The sequence below is a fragment of the Devosia sp. LC5 genome (genome assembly GCF_000735585.1).
GTDB lineage: Bacteria > Pseudomonadota > Alphaproteobacteria > Rhizobiales > Devosiaceae > Devosia.
Map to the genome: position 1 here is coordinate 77,567 of NZ_JNNO01000006.1, position 22,725 is coordinate 100,291.

20 protein-coding genes are annotated in these 22,725 nt (G+C 62.9%); 10 read left to right on the forward strand and 10 right to left on the reverse strand.

All coding sequences use genetic code 11. The annotated features are described in order from the left end of the window. Nucleotides 1-2 precede the first annotated feature (2 nt). Together motA and FF80_RS04545 are read right to left on the reverse strand one after the other, a co-directional pair. Nucleotides 3-866 (reverse strand): flagellar motor stator protein MotA, encoded by an 864-nt coding sequence (gene motA / locus FF80_RS04540; RefSeq protein WP_035097952.1) that lies wholly within the window; start codon nt 864-866, stop codon nt 3-5. Between the two features lie 292 nt (nt 867-1,158). Further along, nucleotides 1,159-1,350 carry a hypothetical protein gene (locus FF80_RS04545; protein WP_035097953.1) on the reverse strand — a complete coding sequence of 64 codons (192 nt, stop codon included), beginning with the start codon at nt 1,348-1,350 and terminating at the stop codon, nt 1,159-1,161. Between the two features lie 417 nt (nt 1,351-1,767). On the opposite strand from FF80_RS04545, the gene FF80_RS04550 reads away from it, so the two are divergent. The 6 genes from FF80_RS04550 to mnhG are packed head-to-tail and all read left to right on the forward strand — an operon-like array spanning nt 1,768 to nt 7,795. After that, on the forward strand, nt 1,768-4,704 hold the full coding sequence (locus FF80_RS04550; RefSeq protein ID WP_035097956.1) for a monovalent cation/H+ antiporter subunit A: 2,937 nt from the start codon (nt 1,768-1,770) through the stop codon (nt 4,702-4,704). Then, nucleotides 4,704-5,039 (forward strand): Na+/H+ antiporter subunit C, encoded by a 336-nt coding sequence (locus tag FF80_RS04555; protein WP_035097958.1) that lies wholly within the window; start codon nt 4,704-4,706, stop codon nt 5,037-5,039. Before FF80_RS04550 ends, FF80_RS04555 begins: the two co-directional genes overlap by 1 nt. Continuing rightward, entirely contained in the window at nt 5,039-6,676 is a 1,638-nt protein-coding gene (locus FF80_RS04560) for a monovalent cation/H+ antiporter subunit D (protein WP_035097961.1), read from the forward strand. Before FF80_RS04555 ends, FF80_RS04560 begins: the two co-directional genes overlap by 1 nt. Further along, nucleotides 6,673-7,161: a Na+/H+ antiporter subunit E gene (locus tag FF80_RS04565; RefSeq protein WP_035097963.1), complete on the forward strand. Its 489-nt coding sequence runs from the start codon at nt 6,673-6,675 to the stop codon at nt 7,159-7,161. The genes FF80_RS04560 and FF80_RS04565 overlap by 4 nt, the downstream gene beginning before the upstream one ends. Then, entirely contained in the window at nt 7,158-7,439 is a 282-nt protein-coding gene (locus FF80_RS04570) for a K+/H+ antiporter subunit F (RefSeq protein ID WP_035097966.1), read from the forward strand. Before FF80_RS04565 ends, FF80_RS04570 begins: the two co-directional genes overlap by 4 nt. Further along, nucleotides 7,436-7,795 carry a monovalent cation/H(+) antiporter subunit G gene (gene mnhG, locus FF80_RS04575; protein ID WP_035097969.1) on the forward strand — a complete coding sequence of 120 codons (360 nt, stop codon included), beginning with the start codon at nt 7,436-7,438 and terminating at the stop codon, nt 7,793-7,795. The genes FF80_RS04570 and mnhG overlap by 4 nt, the downstream gene beginning before the upstream one ends. Before the next feature lies 1 nt (nt 7,796). On the opposite strand, the gene FF80_RS04580 is transcribed toward mnhG, so the two are convergent. From FF80_RS04580 to FF80_RS04600, 5 genes are all read right to left on the reverse strand, one after another. Then, the gene (locus FF80_RS04580; protein ID WP_035097970.1) at nt 7,797-10,928 is read right to left on the reverse strand and encodes an efflux RND transporter permease subunit; all 3,132 of its coding nucleotides are present in this window, start codon (nt 10,926-10,928) and stop codon (nt 7,797-7,799) included. Nucleotides 10,929-10,931: 3 nt separating this feature from the next. Then, complete coding sequence (locus tag FF80_RS04585) at nt 10,932-12,137, reverse strand: efflux RND transporter periplasmic adaptor subunit (protein WP_035097972.1); 1,206 nt, start codon at nt 12,135-12,137, stop codon at nt 10,932-10,934. A gap of 187 nt (nt 12,138-12,324) precedes the next feature. Next, a complete protein-coding gene (locus tag FF80_RS04590) occupies nt 12,325-13,206 on the reverse strand; it encodes a sucrase ferredoxin (protein ID WP_052153171.1) in 882 nt (293 codons plus the stop codon). Continuing rightward, nucleotides 13,206-14,123 carry an iron-siderophore ABC transporter substrate-binding protein gene (locus FF80_RS04595; RefSeq protein ID WP_035097975.1) on the reverse strand — a complete coding sequence of 306 codons (918 nt, stop codon included), beginning with the start codon at nt 14,121-14,123 and terminating at the stop codon, nt 13,206-13,208. The genes FF80_RS04590 and FF80_RS04595 overlap by 1 nt, the downstream gene beginning before the upstream one ends. Before the next feature lie 60 nt (nt 14,124-14,183). After that, nucleotides 14,184-15,104: an iron-siderophore ABC transporter substrate-binding protein gene (locus FF80_RS04600; RefSeq protein ID WP_035097977.1), complete on the reverse strand. Its 921-nt coding sequence runs from the start codon at nt 15,102-15,104 to the stop codon at nt 14,184-14,186. 130 nt (nt 15,105-15,234) lie between these two features. Between FF80_RS04600 and FF80_RS04605 the strand changes: the two genes are divergently transcribed. From FF80_RS04605 to FF80_RS04615, 3 genes are read left to right on the forward strand one after another with little or no spacing between them, the layout of a single operon-like run. After that, complete coding sequence (locus FF80_RS04605; RefSeq protein WP_052153172.1) at nt 15,235-16,224, forward strand: iron ABC transporter permease; 990 nt, start codon at nt 15,235-15,237, stop codon at nt 16,222-16,224. Continuing rightward, entirely contained in the window at nt 16,221-17,255 is a 1,035-nt protein-coding gene (locus tag FF80_RS04610) for an iron ABC transporter permease (RefSeq protein WP_035097979.1), read from the forward strand. The genes FF80_RS04605 and FF80_RS04610 overlap by 4 nt, the downstream gene beginning before the upstream one ends. After that, the gene (locus FF80_RS04615; protein WP_081917248.1) at nt 17,245-18,063 is read left to right on the forward strand and encodes an ABC transporter ATP-binding protein; all 819 of its coding nucleotides are present in this window, start codon (nt 17,245-17,247) and stop codon (nt 18,061-18,063) included. Before FF80_RS04610 ends, FF80_RS04615 begins: the two co-directional genes overlap by 11 nt. Here FF80_RS04615 and FF80_RS04620 read toward each other — a convergent pair. Genes FF80_RS04620 through FF80_RS04630 form a run of 3 tightly spaced genes read right to left on the reverse strand, consistent with a single transcriptional unit; the run spans nt 18,060 to nt 21,182 of the window. Continuing rightward, nucleotides 18,060-19,490: a M81 family metallopeptidase gene (locus FF80_RS04620; RefSeq protein WP_035097983.1), complete on the reverse strand. Its 1,431-nt coding sequence runs from the start codon at nt 19,488-19,490 to the stop codon at nt 18,060-18,062. The two genes, FF80_RS04615 and FF80_RS04620, sit on opposite strands and share 4 nt — an antisense overlap. Continuing rightward, nucleotides 19,491-20,672, reverse strand: a complete 1,182-nt coding sequence (locus FF80_RS04625) for an MFS transporter (protein ID WP_152558267.1) — start codon at nt 20,670-20,672, stop codon at nt 19,491-19,493. A gap of 15 nt (nt 20,673-20,687) precedes the next feature. Next, nucleotides 20,688-21,182, reverse strand: coding sequence for a hypothetical protein (locus FF80_RS04630; RefSeq protein ID WP_035097985.1), 495 nt, complete (start codon nt 21,180-21,182; stop codon nt 20,688-20,690). 377 nt (nt 21,183-21,559) lie between these two features. On the opposite strand from FF80_RS04630, the gene FF80_RS04635 reads away from it, so the two are divergent. Further along, nucleotides 21,560-22,714 carry a Gfo/Idh/MocA family oxidoreductase gene (locus FF80_RS04635; RefSeq protein WP_035097988.1) on the forward strand — a complete coding sequence of 385 codons (1,155 nt, stop codon included), beginning with the start codon at nt 21,560-21,562 and terminating at the stop codon, nt 22,712-22,714. Nucleotides 22,715-22,725 lie beyond the last annotated feature (11 nt).

Consider the following 22,725-nt stretch of genomic DNA (forward strand, 5'->3'; position numbering starts at 1 on the left):
GCCTAGATCGCTGCCGGCAGGGCGGCCGTGGCGGCATCGACTTCGGCAAAGGTCGGGCGGTTTTCCGACATCAGCATCTTGCGGGCAAATTCGATCGCCATCACCGGCGGGTTACCCGCGACATGGGCCAAAAGGCCCGTCTTGAGCGACAGGAAATACTTGTCTTCCGATTCATAGATATTGCGCAACGATTGGGCGAAGGGGGCGAAAAAGCCATAGGCTACGAACACGCCAAAGAACGTGCCCACCAGGGCGCCGCCAATCATGTGGCCCAGCACTTCGGGCGGCTCGCTGATCGCGCCCATGGTGTGGATGACCCCCAGTACGGCCGCGACGATACCCAGGGCCGGCGTACCATCGGCCAGCGCCTGTACGGCGCCCACCACCCGATGGCGCTCCTGATGATGGGTTTCCAGTTCCTCATCCATCAGCGCTTCCATTTCATGCACGTTATTCGTGCCCAAGGTCACCATGCGCATATAGTCGCACACGAACTCCACCGCGTGGTGATTGCCGGCAAAAGTGGGGAAGCGGTTGAACAGCGTGGATTCGCGCGGATTTTCGATATGCTGCTCGATCGCCAGTACGCCCTTGGCCTGGATCAGCTTGAACAGGGTGAACTGCATGCCCAGCAGTTCCACATAGGCCGCCTTGTTGTAGCGCGGCCCCTTGAACAGGGTGCCGAGCGATCCCATCGTCTGTTTCAGCACCGGCCCGGTATTGCCGATGATGAAGGCGCCGATGGCCGCGCCCAGGATGATCACGAATTCGTAAGGCTGAAACAGCACGGCCATGTGGCCGCCAATGGCTGCATATCCACCCAACACGCTGCCGATGACGATGACGATGCCAAGAATAAGGCGCATTCGATCAGAAACTCACTCTCAGCGTTCACCCGAGGGATCGCGACGCGCATTGTGCCCCACAACGCTTGTCAGCTGGCCGTCAAATGAATTGCATTTCCCCAAATCCCCGTGCGCAATTTTGGCAATCGCCCGCGGCGCAATCATCGTGGCCGGCCTGACATGTCGCAAAACGCGGCAAGGCCAGGCCCGCCCAGTTCAATATGGGCGCGCATAAACCGGCCCGAGGGCCACTATTGGACGGCTGGGCTTAATATCCCGTATATCTGCATTTTCTGCAGGCGGGATGGCGGCTTTATTGGGTCGGCCGCAGATCGCTTTCGCTGACGATACGCAGGTGGGTCTCTGTTTTGGCCTGTACCTTGTATTGAACGACGTGCCCTTCAAAAGGCAACAAGGCGACGATCTTGCATTCACCGGCCCGGCGCGAGCTGCTGCCATGGCTGGGCAGAAGGTCGAGGACCTCACCGATCTTGAATTTGTGCATGTAGGCTTGGACTCCAATGGGTGCCGCGCGGCAACCCGCAGCTTGTGTGTGACAATCGGCTGGCCTATGGCGCTTGCCACGGACCACGCCGGAATGCCCGGCAGGTTCCCCGCGGCAATATGCACTGCGGGGTCTAGAACGTTCGCAAGTTTTAAGGATCGCCAAACAACCGGCATGCCGGCAGGATCAGGTCGCCAATGACGGCTGAAAACGTGCCTGATTATGCGCCGCTAGCCCGTTCATTGCAAGGTAAGCGCAATCTCGGCCTGATTTTATTGCCGCAACGCCCGGCGCCACACCAAAGAAAACGGCCCGCGACAAATTTGGGAGTTGCGCGGCAGTTGATTCATAGGTGAAACAAGAACCTGCGGCCCAAAGTCGTCCCATCCACCTTTTTCACGAGTGTGCCACGCGACAATGGCGTCTTCGATATTCCTGATCGCAATTGTTGTTGTGCCATTCATCGCCAGTCTCGTGGCGGCCCTATTGCCGCAGACCGCGCGCAATGCCGAAGCCTGGCTCTCGGCCGCTGTCGCTATATTTGGTCTCGCCGTAACCATCTGGCTTTATCCGCAAGTCACCGATGGCGGTGTGCTGCGCCAGGAAATCTCCTGGATTCCCGAGCTTGGCCTTAATCTCATCTTCCGCATCGATGGGTTTGCCTGGCTGTTCTGCCTGCTGATCACCGGGGTCGGGCTTCTGGTCGTGCTATACGCGCGCTATTACATGTCCCCCAAGGACCCGGTGCCGCGCTTCTTCGCGTTCTTCCTTGCCTTTATGGGCTCCATGCTGGGCGTGGTCCTGTCGGGAAATCTCGTGCAGCTCGTGGTGTTCTGGGAACTCACCAGCATCACCTCCTTCCTGCTCATCGGCTATTGGTTTCATCTGGTCCAGGCCCGCGATGGCGCCCGCATGGCGCTGACCGTCACCGGGCTTGGTGGTCTCGGCCTGCTGCTGGGAATGCTGATCATTGGTCATATCGTGGGCAGCTACGATCTCGATATCGTGCTGGCCTCGGGCGATCTCATCAAGTCGCATCCGCTTTACGTGCCGGCCCTGCTGCTGGTGCTGCTGGGCGCATTGACCAAGAGTGCGCAATTTCCCTTCCAGTTCTGGCTGCCCCACGCCATGGCGGCCCCCACGCCGGTTTCGGCCTATCTGCATTCGGCCACTATGGTAAAGGCGGGTGTGTTCCTGCTCGTCCGGTTCTGGCCGGTCATGGCGAGCACCGATGCCTGGTTCTGGATCGTCACCTTTGCCGGCCTCACCACGTTGGTGCTGGGCGCCTATATCGCCATCTTCCAGACCGATCTGAAAGGCCTGCTCGCCTATTCGACCATCAGCCATCTTGGCCTGATCACCACGCTTTTGGGCATGAGCAGCCCGCTTGCCGCGGTGGCGGCGATCTTCCACATCGCCAACCACGCCACCTTCAAGGCATCGCTGTTCATGGCCGCCGGCATTATCGACCATGAAACCGGTACGCGCGACATTCGAAAACTCAGCGGGCTGTTCCGCTTCATGCCGTTCACCGCGACCCTGGCCATGGTGGCCAGCGCCGCCATGGCCGGCGTGCCCTTGTTGAACGGGTTCCTCTCCAAGGAAATGTTCTTCACCGAAACGGCCCTGCGCGATGCCAACCCCTTCGTCAATCTGGCGCTGCCAGTTGGCGCCACCGTCGCGGGCATGTTCAGCGTCGTCTATTCCCTGCGCTTCGTGCATGGCGTGTTCTTCGGGCCCGCACCGGCCGGGCTCGACCGTGTTCCGCATGAGCCGCCCGCATTGATGCGCCGGCCCATCGAAATCCTGGTGCTGCTCTGCCTTCTGGTCGGCATCATCCCCGGCATCACCATCGGCCCGTTCCTCGCTGCGGCCGTGGTTTCGGTGGTGGGCCCTGACACGCCCTATTACAGCCTCTCGGTCTGGCACGGCTTCAACATTCCCCTGGCGATGAGCGCCATCGCCCTGGCCGGTGGGGTGCTGCTTTATCTTGCGCTCCACAAATATCTGGCACGCGGCATCGAAGGCGCCCCGCTGATCGGCAACCTCAAGGGACAGCGCATTTTCGAGCGCGTGCTGGTCACCATCTCCTGGAAATGGGCCAAGGCGTTGGAAAAATTCCTGGGCACGCGCCGCCTGCAGCCGCAATTGGCCCTGCTGGTCACCCTGGCCATCATCGCTGCCGCCATTCCGCTCGTCGCCGGCGTCGGTCCGCTGGCTCTGCCGCCAACCCCGTTCGATCCGGCCTTTGCCTTGGTCTGGGGCGTGGGCATTGTCTGCGCCATTGCCGCCACCTATCAGGCCAAGTTCCACCGCCTTGTGGCGCTGGTTCTGCTGGGTGGAGCGGGGCTGGTCACCTGCGTCACCTTTGTCTGGTTCTCCGCGCCTGATCTGGCGGTGACCCAATTGCTGGTCGAGATCGTCACCACGGTGCTGATCCTGCTCGGCCTGCGCTGGCTGCCCAAGCGCGTCGAGTTCGACAGCGACGACACGCTGTCCCGCAAGGCCCGCGTCCGCCGCATCCGCGATCTGGGCCTCGCCATCATTGCCGGCTGCGGCATGGCGCTGATGTCCTATGCCATCATGACGCGGCCGGCAGGGCAGGGGATTGGCGACTTCTTCCTCGAAAATTCCTACAAGCTCGGCGGCGGCACCAATGTGGTCAATGTCATGCTGGTGGATTTCCGCGGTTTCGACACTTTCGGCGAAATCACCGTGCTTGGCATTGTCGCGCTAACAGTCTTCGCGCTGCTGCGCCGCTTCCGTCCGGCTTCCGATTCCATCGAAAAGCCCGAACAGCAGCGTATCCAGAACGCTTTCGACGATCAGCGTCCCGATCGCAATTCCGGTGACACGATCAACGAATATCTGATGATCCCCGCAGTCATCATGGCGTGGCTGTTTCCGGTCATCATCGTTTTGGCGCTGTACATCTTCATGCGCGGCCACGACCAGCCCGGCGGCGGTTTCGCCGCTGGCATTGTCATGTCCATCGGCTTCATCCTGCAATATATGGCCGGCGGCACCCGATGGGTGGAAGAACGCCTGCGCATCCTGCCCGTCCGCTGGATCGGCATGGGCCTCCTGGTCGCGCTGGCCACGGGCATGGGCTCCTGGCTGTTCGGCTATCCGTTCATGACCACGGCATTCCAATATGCCGAAATCCCCTTTATCGGCCGGGTGCCCATGGCCTCCGCACTGATCTTTGACCTCGGCGTCTTTACCCTCGTCGTTGGCGCCACGGTGCTCATCCTGATCGCCCTGGCGCACCAATCGGTCCGTGCGCCCCGCGCTTCACGGCGGCCTGCTATCGTGCGCGAAGACGCCTCGCCCAAGCCGGAGGAGGCCCGCTGATGGAACTGATCCTGGCTATCGCCGTCGGCGTGCTCACCACTTGCGGGGTGTGGCTGTTGCTGCGCCCGCGCACCTTCCAGGTCATCGTCGGCCTGTCGCTGATTTCCTACGCGGTTAATCTGTTCATCTTCAGCATGGGCCGTCTGCGCATCGACGCGGCTCCGGTGATCGAGGGGGGCGTGATCGACCCCGCCAATTATACCGATCCGGTGCCGCAGGCACTGGTGCTGACCGCTATCGTCATTAGCTTTGCCATGACGGCATTGTTCCTCGTCGTGCTGCTGGCCGCGCGCGGCTTTACCGGCACCGACCATGTCGATGGGCGGGAGCGCTGATGCATATGCTGCTCGATCACCTCGTTATCCTGCCCATCCTGTTGCCTCTGGCGACCGGGGCCATCCTGCTGTTCATCAACGACCGGCTGCGCCCGGTAAAAGCCGCGATTAATTTCGCCTCCACAATGCTGCTGCTGGTCCTGGCCATCCTGCTGGTGCGCCATGCTGCCGAAACAGGGCAGGCCGCCGGCGGGGCCGGCAATGCCACCTATCCACTGGGCAATTGGCCGGTACCCTTCGGCATCGTGCTCGTGGCCGACAGGCTCTCGGCGCTATTGGTGCTGCTGGCAGCCATCCTGGGGCTCTGCGCACTGACATTCTCGCTGGCCCGCTGGCATGCCGTGGGTCCCAGTTTCCATAGCCTCTTCCAGTTCCTGCTGATGGGGCTCTGCGGCGCTTTCCTCACCGGCGATCTGTTCAATCTCTTCGTGTTCTTTGAAGTGCTGCTGGCCGCCTCCTACGGTCTGGCGCTGCATGGTTCGGGCTCGGCTCGTGTCCGCGCCGGCCTGCACTATATCGCTATCAATCTGGCTGCCTCCTCGCTGTTCCTCATCGGCGCCGCATTGATCTATGGCGTCATCGGCACGCTGAACATGGCCGATATTGCGGCGCGCGTCGCTCAGGTGGCCGGTGCCGATCGGGGCTTGCTTGAAGCCGGCGCCGGCATTCTGGGCATTGCCTTCCTGGTCAAGGCCGGCATGTGGCCTTTGGGCTTCTGGCTGCCCAATACCTATGCCGCCGCCAGCGCTCCGGTCGCCGCGCTCTTTGCCATCATGACCAAGGTCGGCATCTATGCCGTGCTGCGGCTGTCCCTCCTGGTCTTCGGCGATCAGGCGGGCGCTTCGGCCGGCTTCGGTCAGGCTTTCCTGCTCTATGGCGGCATGGCCACCATCGCCTATGGCGCCATCGGCGCCCTCGCCGCCCAATCCACGGCGCGCCTGTCGGGCAATCTGGTACTGATGTCCTCGGGCACGCTGTTGGCTGCCATCGGCTTCGGCAATGCCGGCGTGGTCAGTGGCGCCTTGTTCTATCTGGTCAGCTCGACCCTGGCGATCTCAGCGCTGTTCCTCTTGGTCGAGCTGCTCGAACGCATCCGCGTGGAGGGCGCCGATATCCTGGCCGTTACCCTGGAAGCCTATGGCGACGATGACGAGGAGGATGAAGTGCAGGAAGTCGGCGTCGTCATCCCCGGCGCACTTGCCGTGCTCGGCGTCAGCTTTGCCATCTGCGCCCTGGTCCTTTCCGGCCTGCCGCCGCTCTCTGGGTTCTTGGCCAAATTCGCGATGATCTCGCCCATGCTCAACCCGGAAGGGCTGGCAACGGTCAACGAGGTCTCAGCCTCGGCCTGGTGGCTGGCAGGCCTTTTGATCTTTTCTGGCTTTGCTGCGCTGATCGCTCTTAGCCGCACCGGCATCAATACCTTCTGGGCGACCGTCTCTGAAGGCCCGGCCGCCGTGCGGGTGATCGAGATTTTGCCCGTCATCGTCCTGCTCGGCCTCTGCGTCATCATGGTCGTATTGGCTGGCCCGATCATGACCTATCTCGAGGCCGCCGCGAATGCCCTCCATGCCCCTGCCGGTTACATCGCCGATGTCCTTGGCGCCCCCGTCGTAGTCGACCTGGGAGGGGCACCATGAAACGCGTCCTGCCCTATCCGCTGCTGTTTGCCGGGCTGCTGCTGATGTGGCTGCTGCTGCAACAATCGTTCGGCCTGGGCCACATCCTGCTTGGTGCGGTCATCGCCTTTGGCGCAACCCACGCCATGGCCGCCTTGCAGCCCGAACGGCCCACAATCGGCCGTCCAGACAAGATCATCAGGTTGATCGTTCTGGTGCTGGCCGACATTATCCGCTCCAATCTGGCCGTCGCCAGGATCATCCTGGCAGGCGGGCGCGGCGAGCACAAATCCGGCTTCATCCTGCTGCCGCTCGAGCTCAGGGACAAAAGCGGCCTCGCCGTTTTGTCCTGCATCGTCACCGCAACGCCCGGCAGTGCCTGGCTGGAATATGATCCGGTCGGCAGCACCGTCCTGGTGCATGTGCTCGATCTGATCGACGAGCAGGAATGGATCGACACCATCAAGCACCGCTACGAAGCGCTGTTGCTGGAGATTTTCCAATGAGCGCGGCGATCCTGTTTTGGACATTGGCGGCGGCCCAGGTCATGCTGGCTTTGGCCATGATCGCCACCATCTACCGGGTCATCAAGGGCCCCCGCGCCCAGGACCGCATTGTCAGCCTCGATGCGCTTTATCTGAATGCCATGCTGTTGCTGGTTGTCTTCGGCATTCGCTATGGCACCGCCGTCTATTTTGAAGTCGCGCTGATCATTTCCCTGCTCGGTTTTGTCGGCACCGTGGCGCTCGCCAAATTCCTCATGCGTGGCGAGGTGATCGAATGATTCCCGACGATCTTCCGCTCTGGCTTTCGCTCCTCGTCGGCATCTGCGTGCTGGCCGGCGCCTTCCTGACGCTGGTGGGCAGTATTGGGCTGGCGCGCCTTTCCAGCTTTTACGAACGTATACATGCGCCGACACTAGGCTCCAGCCTGGGCACGGGGTTCATTCTTCTGGGTTCGGTGCTCTATTTCAGCGTCACCGGCCAACGCTTGTCGGTGCATGAAGTGCTGATCTTCATTTTCGTGTCGGTCACCACCCCGGTAACGCTGATGCTGCTGGCCCGCGCCGCCCTCTATCGCGACCGCGAAGAAGGCGCCGGCGAAGTGCCGCCGTCGCGTTTCGGGCGCGACGACGGCTAGTTCACTCGGCCGGGGCGTGCTTGGCTTCGGCGTCATCCGGCGCTTTGGGCAGGAACCGGCGGGCGAAGTGGGAGAAGCTGTCGATATAGGTCAGCATCACCGGCACCACGACCAGCGTCAGCGCGGTCGAGCTCAATAGCCCCCCGATCACCGCATGGGCCATGGGCGCATTCTGCCCGCTGCCTTCATGCAGGCTCAGCGCCAGCGGCAGCATGCCGAAGATCATCGCCAGCGTCGTCATGATGATGGGCCGGAAGCGGGTGGCGCCCGCCTCGACCAGCGCCTCATAAAGGTTCCAGCCTTCGCGCACATGCTGGTTGGCGTTGTCGACGAGCAGAATGGCGTTCTTGACCACGAGGCCCATCAGCATGATGAAGCCGATGGCCGAGAACATGTTGAGCGTCGAGCCGCCCACCAACAGCCCCAGCATCACCCCGATCAGCGCCAGCGGCAGCGACACCATGATGGCGATGGGCTGCAGGAAGCTGCCGAACTGGCTGGCCAGCACGAGATAGATGAAGATCACCGCCAGCAACAGCGCCGACCCGGCCGCCCCCGCGGTCTCGTTCAGCTCCTCGACGTCCCCGCCCATCGAGGTGCGATAGCCAACCGGCATTTCGATACTGTCCACCGCCGCCTGCAGCGCCGCCGTCACCGAACCCAGTTCGACCCCCGACAGGTTGGCCGTGACGCTGACCTGCCGTGACAGGTCCCGCCGCAGGATTTCCCCCGGCCCTTCCGATTGTACGATCTGGGCCACCTGATCGAGCCGCACCATCGCATTGGAGCCGGTGGCCCCGCTCTGGGTAATGGGCAATGAGCCCAGCGTTTCGACATCGTCGCGCGCCCATTCGGGCAGCCGGACGGTCACGGTGTAATTGTCGCCATTGGGGGCGGTCCAGTCGGTGACTTCCTCCCCGCCCAGCATCGGCCCCAGCGTCGAGCCGATCTGCTGCAGGTTGACGCCCAGATCGCTGGCCAGGTCCCGCTCGATCCGCACGCCCAGCACCGGCTGGGCGTCATCGAGGCTGGATTTGACATCGATCAGCCCGTCGATCGCTTCCAGCTTGGCCATCAATTGCCGCGCCAATTGGTCGAGCACGGTGAAATTGTCGCCATAGAGGATGATCGAAATCGGCGCCGAAACCCCGCCGCCCAGACCACCTGCGGCACCCACACTGGTTTCGACGCCGGGAATCTGCTGCAGCGCCAGGCGAACCGGCTCGGTCATCTGGACCGGGCTGCGGCTGCGTTCGGCTTTCTCGACCATGGAGACCACGATAGTCGCCTTGTTGTCGCCGCTCGTCGTGCCCGCATTGATCGTCGCATAGGTGCCCGCGACTTCCGGGAAGCGCTTGAGCGTCGCGTCGATCTGGCGAACCTTGCTGGCGGTATAATCGATGGACGAGCCCGTCGGGGTTTCGATATCGACCTGGAATTCCCCATTATCCGTCGCCGGCACGAATTCGACACCGACCAGCGGGAACAGGAAGAACGTGCCGATAAACGAAGCCACCGCAATGGCCAGCGTGGTCTTGCGGAACTTGAGGCACCAGCGCAGCACGCCCCGATAGCCTTCCCCGATCCATTGGAAGAAGCGATCGAACTGCGCCACCGTCCGGCCAATCGGGCCGCGCTTGGCGTCGGGATGGGCCGCTGGGTCATACCAGACGCTGCTCATCATCGGATCGAGCGTGAAGGCGACGAAGAGCGAGATCAGCACCGCCACCGAAACGGTGACGCCAAATTGCAGGAAGAAGCGCCCCAAAATGCCTTCCATGAAGGCAACCGGCAGGAACACCGCCACGATCGACAACGTGGTTGCCAGCACGGCGAGGCCAATTTCATTGGTGCCATCGAGTGCCGCCTGCCGGTGCGATTTGCCCATATGCAGGTGCCGCATGATGTTTTCTCGCACCACGATGGCGTCGTCGATCAGAATGCCGACAGCCAGCGACAGCGCCATCAGCGTCATCATATTGAGCGTGAAGCCCAGGAAATACAGCACGATCATCGTCCCGACAATCGAGATCGGCAGGGTCAGCCCGGTAATGACGGTGGAGCGCCACGAATTGAGGAACAGGAAGACGATGAATACGGCCAGCGCCGCGCCCTCGATCAGCATGTTCTGCACCGCATGGAAGGAGTCTTCCACCGGCACGGCATTGTCGCGCACAATTTCGAGCCGCACATCGTCGGGCAATTCATCGGCCTGCATGCGGGCAATCGCCGCGCGCACATCCTCGGCAACGCCAACCGTATTGGCGCCCTGCGTCTTGACCACGTCGATGGCCAGGGCCGGCTGGCCATTGAGCAGCGCCATGCTGGTAATGTCGGCCTGGCCATCCTCGATACTCGCCACGTCGCGCAGATAGACCGCCTGGCCGCCTTGGCGCGCCACGATGATGTCGAGGAAATCATTGGCCTGTTCGATCCGGCCCTCGACCTGGATCGATTGCACCTGCGAGCCCTGGGTCAGCGAGCCCGCGGGCAGGTTCTGGTTTTCCTGCGCCAGCGCCTGGATCACCTGGCTGACGCCCACATTGAACGCGTTGAGCTTGTCCGGATCGACCAGCACATTGAGCTGGCGCGGCACGCCACCCACCACGGTGGCGCGGCCGACGCCAGAAATATTGGAGAGCCGGGCGACAATGACGTCCTCGGTCAAGGCAGTCAGGTCGCGCGGCGATAGCGTTTGGGAGCTGACCGCCACCGAGATCACCGGCAATTCGGCCGGATCGAAGCGCAACACCTGGGCATCGCCCGCATTTTCGGGGAAGCCCGCCTCGACCGTCGCCAGCCGATCACGCACATCCTGCGCCGCGGCCTGCGAATTGACGCTCATGTCAAAGAAGATGAGTACCATGGCCTGGCCGGATTGCGAGGTGGACTGGATATTGTCCAGCCCGCCAATGGTATTGACCGCTTCTTCGATCGGTTTGACGATGTCGTTTTCTACCGCCTCCGGCGAGGCGCCGGGATAGCTGACCACCACCGCGACGACGGGGAAGTCGATATTGGGCAATTGCTCGATCGGCAGCCGCTGGTAGGAGTAGATGCCGAACACCAGCATGGCCACCATGATCATAGTGGCAAAGACCGGATGGTTGACGCTGATACGGGTGAGGAACATGGATCAGTTCTCCACCATCTCGATGCGGTCGCCCGGCTCCAGCTGGGTCAGCACTGCCGTAACGATGACGTCGCCAGCGCTAATCCCCGAAGCGATCTCGATCAGCCGTCCCGCGCTCCACTCGCCGCCCTTCTCGATGCCCTGGCGGACAACAGAATCCCCCTCAACCTTGAGCACATAGAAACCTTCGGCATCCTCGCGCACCGCCCCGCTGGGCAGCGCCAGCGCATCGGGTTGTTCGACCACTGTGATCTGGCCCACGGCGAACATGCCGCCGCGCAGCACCCCATCGGCATTGCCCAGCGTGATATAGACCGGGATCGTCCGCGTCCCGGCAGCAGCAACCGGATTGACCCGTTCCACCAAGCCCTCAAAGGTGCGGTCGGCGATGCCTTCGACCGACACGGCAACGCTCTGCCCGGGTTTGACCAATGCCCCGGCACTGACCGGCGCCGCAGCTGTCAGCTCCACCGTCGTGAGATCGACAATGGTAAAGATGGCCGTGCCCTGGGCCACCATCTGGCCCGGCTCGACACTGCGTTCCGAAACAATGCCCGCCATGGTCGCCTTGATCGTGGCATTCTGCACGCCAATGCGCGCCGCTTCCACCTGGCCCTCGAGCGCGGCAAGATTGGCGCGCAAGGCATCAACGCTCGATTGCGCCTGCTCCAGCCCCGACGAAGCGGTCAAGCCGCGCTCGATGAGATCGGTCGTGCGCAGCAACTGGCTTTCGGCAAGCACCAGCTGCGCCCGTGTGGCGGCCGCCGTGCTGGTCTGCTGGTCGAGCTGGATGCGCAGGCTTTCGGTATCGAGCTGCACCAGCACATCACCCTCGTTAACCGCATCGCCCGGCCGCGCCATCACGGCCACGGCGCGGGCGGAAACCTGCGAGGCCACCTGCGTCTGCCGCTGCGGCCCCAGCGAGCCGGTAACCTTGACCTGCTGCGCCAGGGTCTGCCGCGCGACCGTCGTGACTTCGGATGCGGTGACCTGCATTACCGTCTCGGCAGCAGCCGTTTCCACCGGCGGTTCGGGCGGCGGCTGCAGCATGTTGAACGCGATGAAGGCGATTATCGCCAGCACCACGAGCGCCAGCAGGATCCATGGCCAGCGGCGGCGGCGCGGCTTCTCGCCGGCCGCGATCCGCGCTGCATTGGCTTTGTCGTGTTTGCTCTGTGCCCATTCGGGCTTGGCGGCGGGAGCGGTCATGGCTGGACACCGTCTGGTTTATGGGCCGGCTCGTCAGTGCAATGGCTGGCCTGTTGGCAAAAATCGGCAGATCAGAAATAGCGGTCGGAAGACAAGATGTCAGCGCCTGCCCTCAATTGGCACCGGCAGGCAGATCTTTTCGATCGGGACTATAATGCGATTTGCCCGCCGCGTAATAGTCGCAAGATCAGCGGGCGGAAACGCAGCTGACGGTCCAGCGGCCGACCGGCTTGAACGCCTCGGCCTCGATATCGCGGCAATTGCCCTGCACGTCGAACCGCGTCCGTGTCAGCGCCACGCTGAGCGCAATGCCCTGCACGGTGAAGCGGACGTCCATGTCATCAACCGAGACATCGGCGGTGCCATTCAACTGTACGGCGGCTTGGGCATAGCCATGCCCTTCAGCCCAGCGCATCGCCGCGATTTCGGCGGTTTGCCGCGCTTCATCCAGCCCGTTGCGCCCCTTGAAGGCGGGCAGGAAATATTGCCCGCGCGACAGGGTATCGAGAAAGGCCGGCACATCGGCCGGCGTCAGGCGCCCATAGCGGTCCCGATTGGGCATGACGATGACCGAAGGCGCGAAATGGCAGCCCCCGATATGGGTGCATTGCAGCACCTCGAACCTGATGGGATCGGCACATGCCGCCAGCGCCTTGTAGACCGGAAAACCATAACGCGCGCAGCAGGCGTCGGTCTTGGCATCGGTGCAGCACAAAATGACCTGACGCTCAAAAAACGCACCCGGCAGCGCCTGTCCCTCGCCCCACGCGATGATAAGCGCGGCTGCTTCCGCCTGATCGGCCGGGACATAGCGGCGTCCATCGGGAAACGAAAGCAGCTCCAGTTCCGGCCCGTCTCCACTATCGACCAGCCCGACATAACGGCCATGGCCCATGCTCGCCTTCATGGCGCCCTGCAGCGCCTCGCTCATATCGGCGGCCATATAGCGCGGCCGCCGCCATTTGCCCTTGGGCCAGCGGATGAACAAATGCCGTTCGGCCAGCGCCCCCATGCCCTCCTGGGGTTCGCCCTTGGCAATCGCCAGATCGGTGCAGAACAGGCGGACCATTATTGGGCGAGCGGCGGCAGGGTCACGCCATAGATGTCGGCCAGATCGTCGAGCATCATATAGGCGCAGTAAATGCCGCCACCGGCATTCCACGCCAATTCGCCCACGCGCTGCGCCTTGCCTGCCTTCACCGCCTCCAGATTGAGCCAGAGCGGGTCGGCCAGCCACTCATCCATATTGGCCTTGTCCTCGGCATTGTCGTTATCCGAGGAGAAATAGAAAATACGATCGCCCGCCATTTCGGGAATGCGTTCCTTCTGCACCTCGGTGAAGGTCTCGGTAAAGTCCTGCGCCGGCGGACGCTTGAACCCGACCAGATCCAGCACCACGCCGGGGAAGCTGCCGCGGAAATAAAGCCGCGTGCGCGACGGGGAGAAGCGCACCAGCGAAATCTCCTCGTTGACACCATCGCCGATCGCGGTGGCCAGCGCCTTGGCGCGGGTTTCAAGCGCGGCCACGTTCTGGGCGGCCTCGTCGCCCAGGCCCAGCACCTCGCCATAGAACTGGTAATTCTTGAGCCAGCTTTCCCCGATGGTTTCCGACATCACCGTCGGCGCGATGGCCGAAAGTTGCTCATAAATCTTTTCCTGGCGCACCTTGGTGCCGATGATCAGGTCGGGTTCGAGCGAAGCCACCAGTTCGAGATTGATCGCCGTCTCGGTGCCCAGTGACACGGCATCGCCGAGCAAGGGCAGCAGGTGCGCATAGAAGGGATCGGCGTCCCAGCTTTGCGCCGCGCCGACCGGCACCACGCCCAGATGCAGCAGCGCTTCGGTGCCTTCATTGGTCAGGATCACCACGCGCTGCGGCTGGTCGGGCACTTCGGTCGTGCCCATGGCGTGGGTAATTTCCCGCGCCTGCGCGCTCGATAGCATCAGGGCCGCAAGCAGGCCGGCAGAGAACAGGTGCTTCAACATGGATCAGCTCGTGTAGGAACAGCAAAAGGCCACCCGCTCGTCGCGGATGGCCATGGATCGTTAGCGGGTGGATGCCAGCCCATAGTGCTTTTCGACATCGTCGAGCAGCAGGTTGGCGGCGATGACGCCCCCGGCGGTGTTCCAGATCGTGTCGGAAACGGCATAGGCCTTGCCGGCCTTGACCACGGCCAGGTTCTGCCACAGCGGGTCGGCGGTCCACTCGGCTGCCACTTTCTCGGCAACGCCGTCGCCCACTTCGTAGACGAAGTAGAACAGGCGATCGCCCTCGAATTCGGGAATGCGCTCCTTGCCCACATCGTCGGCAAATTCCGGCTTGTCCTGGGCAGCGGGACGCTTGAAGCCGATCTCGCCGAGAATCAGGCCGGCAAAGGTGTCGCGATAATAGATCCGGGTCATGCCGGACATGAACCGCACCAGCGAAACCTTCTCTTCCAGCAGCGGGCCGGCTTCTTCGGCGATCTTGGCGACGCGTGCGTCGAATGCCTCGAGTGCCGCCTTGCCCTCGGCGCCCTTGCCGGCCGCGTCGGTGTAAAGCGCCAGATTGATCTTCCAGTCGCCACGCAGTCGTTCCGACATCACCGTCGGGGCAATCGCGGACAACTGATCGTAAATCTTCTCCTGGCGTGTCTTGTTGCCGATGATCAGATCGGGCTGCAGCGCGGCGATGGCCTCGAGATTGATCGCCGATTCCTCGCCGACCACGGTGACGTCGGCCATGTCGGCAGCGATATGGTCGTACCAAGGCTCGCCAACCCAGGAGCGCACAGCACCAACGGGCTTGATGCCGACCGCGAGCAGGGCCTCGGTGCCCTCATTGGTCAAAATGACGATCCGCTGGGGGCTATCGGGAATCTCGGTCGTGCCCATGGCGTGGGTGATTTCGCGGGCCATGGCGCCCGGCGCGAGCGCCAGAAGGGCGGCGCAAGCCATCGCCGAAAGTGTGTTGCGAAGAGTGGACATGACAATCCTAAATCTTGACAGGAGGGATCAGAAAATGGTCTGGGCAAACAGTCAGAATTTAGTATGACTGTCAATATCAGCTTATTGGTCTTTTGCCCTGTCCGACATTGCGCGCGCCCCTTCCCGTCCCATGCCCGCCGCCCTGCCGTTTCCGGTAGTCTGGGTGGGGCTCGTCATTGCCCTGCTTGCCGCCATGCTGATGAGCCTGACGTTGGGCTTCAGGCTCTATGGGCTCGATCAGGTCTGGCAGGCTCTGTTTGCCTTTGATGGCTCGGAAACCGCCGTCGTCATCTCCAATCTGCGATTGCCCCGCGCGGTCCTCGCGCCATTGGTCGGTGCCGGGCTCGCCATTGCCGGCGTCATCGTGCAGACCCTGTCGCGCAATCGCATCGCCTCGCCCGACACGCTGGGCCTCAATGCCGGGGCGTCGCTCGCCGTGGTGGTCGCCAGTACCGCGCTTGGCGTCGGCTCCCTGCTCGGGCTGTCGCTATCGGCAGCGCTCGGCGCCTTGCTGACCAGCTTTCTGGTTTTCGCCATTGCGGCCGGGGCAGGGGGCCTGTCGCCCATTCGCATCGTGCTGATCGGCGTCACCATTGCCGGCCTTGGCCATTCCATCGTTGAAATCATCCTCACCACCAATGAAGCCCAGCTGCAGCAATTGCTGTTCTGGCTCTCGGGTTCGTTTGTCGACCGGCCCATGACTCTGGCCCAGACCGGTGGACCGATCATTCTCATCGGCGCCGCCCTGGCGCTGGTGCTGCATCGCGCGCTCGACGCCCTGCAAGCCGACGATTCCACCGCGACCAGCCTCGGCGTGCCGCTGGCTCTGGTGCGCGGCGGCAGCTTCGTGTCGGTGGCGCTGCTCACCGGCGCCGCCGTTTCCATGGCCGGCCCCGTTACCTTTGTCGGCCTCGTCGTGCCCCATGCCGCGCGCCGCCTTGTCGGTCTGCGCCACGCCCGCCAGATTCCCGCTGCTGCCCTGCTCGGCGCCATCTATGCGACGCTGGCCGACGTCGCCGCGCGCTTCCTCATCTATCCGGTCGAAGCCCCTGTGGGCGCCATCACCGCCGTGGTGGGCGGCGTGGTCCTCCTCGTCCTGCTCAAGCGGAGGGCAGCATGAGCGGCCTCACCTCCAACCTCGCCCCGGCGCGCGCGCCAATGGTGCTCGCTATCATGGCGCTGGCCTTCGTGCTGCTCGCGCTCAGCGGCGTCGCCTTTGGCTCCACCTGGATCCCGCTCGACCAGGTGACCAGGGTCATCCTGGGCGCCGGCGAGAAAACCCAGAACCTGATCGTGCTGCAATTGCGCCTGCCGCGCGTGGTTATCGCCGCCTTGGCTGGCGGCGGCATGGCGGCGGCGGGCTTCCTCTTGCAAAAGATCACCCGCAATTCGCTGGCCTCCCCCGGCGTGCTGGGCGTCATCGACGGCGCGGCTTTAGGCGTTGTCATTTTCCTGGCCCTGCTCTCCAACGAATCCAATTCGCTGGTCACCTCCATCGCCTACCAGCCGGTAGCGGCGACGCTGGGCGCACTTGCCGCCATCTCGCTGGTCTTCATCCTGTCGGGCCGCCAGGCCTCCTCCGCCATTCGCCTGCTGCTCTTCGGCATTGCCATTGCCGCGGTGGCCAAGGCGGTCACCATCGTCATGATGCTGATCGGCCCGATCTATCGCACCAGCCAGGCCGCGCGCTGGATTGCCGGGGCGGTCAACGAAATCAACTGGAGCGAAATCCAGGTCACCGCACTCGCCATGCTGCCGCTGCTGCTGCTGGCCCTGATCGCCGCCCGCAAGCTGCCGCCAGCGGATCTCGATGAAGTCTCCGCCCGCGGCGTCGGCCTCGATCTGCCGGCTTTCCGCGTGCTGGTCTTCGCGCTCGCGGCGGCACTGACCTCGGTATCGGTCGCCTTTGTGGGCGGGGTCGGCTTTATCGGCCTGATGGCGCCCCATCTGGCGCGCCTCCTGGTCGGCCGCAATGTCTATGCCGGCCTTGTCGGCAGCTTCCTGCTCGGCGCCATCATGCTGGTCGCGGCCGATCTGATCGTGCGGGTGGCCTTTGCCCCCATCGAAGTTCCCGCCGGCACGGTGACTGCGGTCATCGGCGCACCCTATTTCCTCTTCTTGCTGATGGGCAGGCAACGCCATGACGGATAGTGCTATGGATCACCGCATTTCGGTCGACAATCTGAGCCTCGCCTATGGCGCGGTCAGCGTGCTCAATGCGCTCTCCCTGCCGATCCTCAAGGGCAAGATCACGGTGCTGGCCGGTCCCAATGGCTGCGGCAAGTCCACGCTGCTCCGTGCCATCCGCCGCCTGCACAGGCCCAGTGGCGGTCAGGTGCGGCTCGGCGATGTCGATATTTCTACCCTCAACGACCGCATGCTGGCCCGCCAGATTGGCCTGCTCGCCCAGAGCCCGTCCGCGCCCGATGACATGACGGTGGAAGAACTGGTTCGCCTCGGCCGCTATCCGCATCAATCCATGATGCAGCCCTGGAGTGCCGACGATGCCGCCGCGCTCGACCGCGCCATGGCCGGCACCGGCGTCGATCATCTGCGCAAGCGCCGGCTCGGGTCGCTCTCGGGCGGCCAGTTGCAGCGCGTCTGGATCGCCATGGTGCTGGCGCAGGAAACCGACGTGGTCTGCCTCGATGAGCCGGTCAATCACCTCGACATGGCCCACCAGCTCGATTGCCTGGACCTCGTGCGCCAGCTCAATGCCGATTTCGGCCGCACCGTCGTGCTCGTCCTGCACGATCTGAACCTGGCCGCCCGCTATGCCGACCGCCTGGTCTTCCTGCGCGACGGCGCCATCGCCGCCTCCGGCACGCCCGAGGAACTGATGACCGAAGCCACAATTGCCCGGGTCTTCGACGTGCAATCCATGGTCATCACCGATCCCGTCCACGGCCGCCCGCTCTGCATCCCCCTGCGGACCCAGAGCAGCACAATCCCGGCCTAGGCCCGCGCCGACCAGACCGGCGTTGGCGCATAGGCAAAATCCTTGTCGAAGGGATATTGCGCTACGCTTTTATGATTGCGCACCAGCCGCTCGACAAACTGATCCACCACGCCCGGCGATAGGGCCATCAGGCTCGGATTGGCGATGGGCCCCAGATCGGGTGATAGATAGCCCGATTTGACCACGACAATTTTCGCGGTCCTTGGATCAAGTCCCAGCCGGGTAAAGTCGACAATATTGTGGAACGGCCGCCGCCGCACGGTCAGCACCAGCTCGATCCCGCCAATCCGCACCACCGCCTCGCGCAGCCGCTCCTCGGAGGTTTCAAGCAGGAACACGACTTCGGCTTCCGCCTCAACCGGAATGCTGCTGGGATCCAAGCTGCCGCCAATCTTGAGCGCCACTTTGCTGCGAATTCCCGCCACATAAGCCGCCTCGGTCGCCGCCTTATCGGCAATGCCGGCAAACACCACGCCCTGCGCATTCCGGGCAATCAGCGCCGCCAGCACTTCGGCGCGGTCACCCACCCCGCCGCCGGTCGGGTTATCCCCCGATTCTGCCAGCACCACCGGCCCGCTCGCCGAGGTCACAGCCCAATCGACACATTCCTCGTTACTGCCCGTCTTGGTGCCGAAAACGAACTCGCCTCGAATGTCCCAGTAATTCTGCGCCAAAGCCGCGGCTGCCTTTTCCATGGCTGCCCGGTGCGTGCCGGTAATCACGGCGCAGGCGGTGGAACGCGGCTCGTCCGCCCACACATAGCCCACCTGAAACGAAGCATCCCAGATGCCACTCGGATCTTCGGTTTCCTGCAACTGGGCATAAAAACTCCGCGCCGGCTCATCCTGCGTACTGGTCCGCTCGCCCGGCAACAGCACCGGCACCGGCGCCCAGACGATCGCTGGCCGCTGCCCACTCCGCAGCGCGCGCACCAGCATAGTCACCGCCCGACGCATTGTGTCCGGCACGTCGATATGCGGCGCCGTGCGATAGGTAGAAAAGATATCGAGGCTATCGACAATGCGCTGGCTGACATTGCCATGCAGATCATAGCTCGCCGCGATCAGTACATCCGGGCCGACAAGCTCGCGCACCGCCGCAATGAAATCGCCCTCGGCATCGAACAGCCCTTCGACAAACATGGCGCCATGCATGGCCAGATAAACCCCATCGAGGGGCAAGGCCTGCTTCAGCCCATCGAGGATTTCACCCTTCCAGCGCTCATAAATCCCGCGCTCCACCGGCCCGCCGGCAATGGCGCGGGCATGCAGAATGGTGATGAACTCGGCCGGAAAATGCGTCAGGAAATCGAAATAGGCATCCTTGAGCATGCCTGGCCCGCGCAGCACGCGAAAATCGGCCTCGCGGGCCAGCACGGGATTGTAGGTGCTGCATTCGGTATGCAGCCCGGCAACGGCAATACGCATCTAGAGAACTCCGGGAATTTCAGCTTCAGGATTGCGATCCGCGGCGTGCTTGCTGACCACGAGGCGCCCGGTCAGCAACAGGCTCACCAGCAGCACCGGTACCAGCGCCAACAGGCCCAGCCGCATATTGGCATGCTCGGCAATGAAACCGATGACCGGCGGCCCGATGAGGAACCCGCACAGCGCCACAAACGAGAGGACCGCCACATTGGACGAGGAAGGCTGGTCGGTCAGGCTCGCCGCCGCCGTCACCGCCAGCGGGAAGCCCACCGAAACGCCCAGCCCGATAGTGGCAAAGCCGATCAGGGCCACAAGCGTATTGGGCGCAATAAACAGGATCGCCGCCCCCGCCAATGCCAACGTGCCGCAGATGCGGGCCGTATTGACCGCGCCGAACCGCGCCTTGAGCGTGTCCCCGCCAAACCGCCCCGTGGCCACCATGAAGGCAAATACCGAATAGCCCAGCCCGGCCAGACCACCATCGGCGTCCAGCGCCTCGCGCAGGAACACCGCCGACCAGTCGGCCATGGCGCCCTCGGTCATGGTGATGCCGAACACAAAAAAGCAGATGCCCAGCAGCGCCCAACTGGGCGCGGCCCAGGCCGAGCGCTGCCCTTCGGTCTTGGCTCGCGCTTCCGGCGCAACCACCGGCAGACGCAGCGCGACGATAACGCCGAGCGGCAGGTTGATCGCAGCTGCCAGCAGAATGGCCCAATGCGGCGCCAGCCCAATCGCTGCCAGCGCCGAGCCGATCAGGCTCCCCACCATGATCCCGACCGACCAGAAGCCATGCGATTTGGTCATGATCAGCGAACCGGTCGATTTCTCCACCGCATCGGCCTGCACATTAAGCCCCAGCTCAAGAAACGAGATCGACGAGCCGGCCAGCATCAGCGCCATAAACAGCAGCGCCGGGTCAGGCGCAAAAGCCGGCAGGCTGACCGCGATGGCGTAAAAGAAAAAGCCACAGAGGATCGCCGCGCGCGGCCCGATCCTGCCGACCAGCGGCCCGGCAAAGGGCAGCGTCAGCAGCGTGCCGCAGGGCAGGCCCAATAGAGTAAAGGCCAGCGCCGCCGGCCCCAGGCCCAATGCCTGTTGCACATCGGGAATCCGCGGCAGCCATGACCCGAACGCAATCGGCTGCAGGAAGAAGACCAGCATGGTCAGCCGTTGCGCGCTCAGTGAACCCATTACGCGTCAGCCTTTTCGCGCCGTGCCCATGGGGAAGGGGAGGTAACCGGCAAAGCCGGTCAGTTTCCAAGAGCCAGAAACCTTGCGGCAGAAATACAGCGTCTGCCAGTTCATGATTTCCCTGCCGCCATCGGCCAGTGCGATCGTGCCGTCAAACTTTTTGTGCGCGATGGCGATGTCGCCATTGATCTCGATATGCTGCAGATTGGTGTTGCGGAAAATAGCGAGGCGCTGGTCTTCCGCGTATTTTACCGTCTGGCTCTCGGCTGCCTGGCGCAGCCATTCGTCGCGATAGGCCTCCAGCGTCGGAAATCCGATTTTCCAGCTATCGGGATTGTCCGAGCCGCCGCCGTTGATCCCCAGAAACCCTTCGCGCACGAAGTCGCCATCCACCATGCTCCAGTCGGCGCTGACAAAGGCGTCGATGTCGCGCTCGACCAGCATGGTCCAGATCGCCCCGCGGTCGGGATCGTGAGGGAAGGGGTTGGTGGTGTGGCTCATTTGGCTCTCTCCCGGGGCCTCAGGCAGGCCGCTGCGGCAATTGCCGGAGATTCTGCCTGACTCTGTTATAAATTTTCATTTCTGACATCTGTGCGAAGCCCCTTTTTGAGGCACGTACATAGATACCAATCCGAGCATGCTGCCTTTTTCCGGCACGCTTGTCCACAGCGAAAACTACGGAAAAAGCGGGGAAATCGCTCAGGTTTTCAGCAGAATGGCGCTGCTTTGGGCAGGCTCGCCTGCGGTCTAGATTGGTATTGTGGATGTGTCGGATTCGTGTTGACATCCTGTTCGGAACGATCCTAGTCTTGAAAATAGTTTACAGAAAACCCGACCAGTCCAACAGAGAATGGCGGGAACAGGATGGGCGAATATCTATGCGGGTTGGCATTATCGGTCTGGGCTATCGTCTGGGATATCTGGCACGGGTCTTCTCCGTGGCGCGCGACGATTTCAACATCGTCGGCTATGTCGATCCCGCCCCGGCCGGCCTGCCCTATGCTACCGAGCACGGTGTCGGTGTCGGCAAGCAATATGATAGCCTCGAGGCCATGCTCGACAATGAGCAACTCGACCTGTTGATGGTCGGCTCGCCCAATCACCTCCATCTCGGCCATATCCGTATCGGGCTCGAACGCGGTCTCAAGATTTTCACTGAAAAGCCGGTGGTTACCTCAGTCGAGGACACCATGGCACTGGCCGAACTGATTGCCCAATATGGCTCTGACAATCTGATGGTGGGCCTGGTGCTGCGCTATGCCCCGCTTTATGTGGACCTGCGCAAGGCCCAGGCCGAGGGCCAATTGGGCGACATCACCTCCATCGAGGCCTCCGAGCACATTCCGCCCTATCACGGCGCTTTCTTCATGCGCGACTGGCGCCGCTACGAGAAATATTCGGGCAGCTTCATGCTCGAAAAATGCTGCCATGATCTCGATCTTTATAATGGCGTCATGGGCTGCCGCCCCAAATATGTCTCCAGCTTCGGCGGCCGCCGCACCTTCGTGCCCAAGAATGCGCCCCAGGTGACCGGCATCAACGACATGGAAGTCTACCATCGCAAGCCCTCGGGCTGGCAGGGTAGCGACAAGGTGTTCGACAGCGATGGTGACATCATCGATTTCCAGACCGCAATGGTGCAATATGAAAATGGCGCCGCGCTGACCTTTCATACCAATCTGAACGTGCCAGACGATTTCCGCCGCTTCGCAGTGATGGGAGCCAAGGGCATGGCCGAAGGCGATTTCATCCGCAATTTCCTGCGCGTCACGGACTCGCGCACGTCCGAGCGCCTTATCGACACGACCTACAAGACAAGCGGCCTCAGCCAGCACTATGGCGCCGACGAGCAGATGGCCGAAGATATTCTCAAGCATATGGTGGACGGCGCGCCCCTGCCGGTCTCGGTTACCGACGCGCTGGAGGCGGGCCTGTTGGCGCTCTCCATGGACAAGGCGATGGCGACCCGATCAGTGGTGGACATGACGCCGATCTGGCAGCAATTCGATGCGGCCTTAGGCCGAGCGAGCTGAGGAGCAGGTAG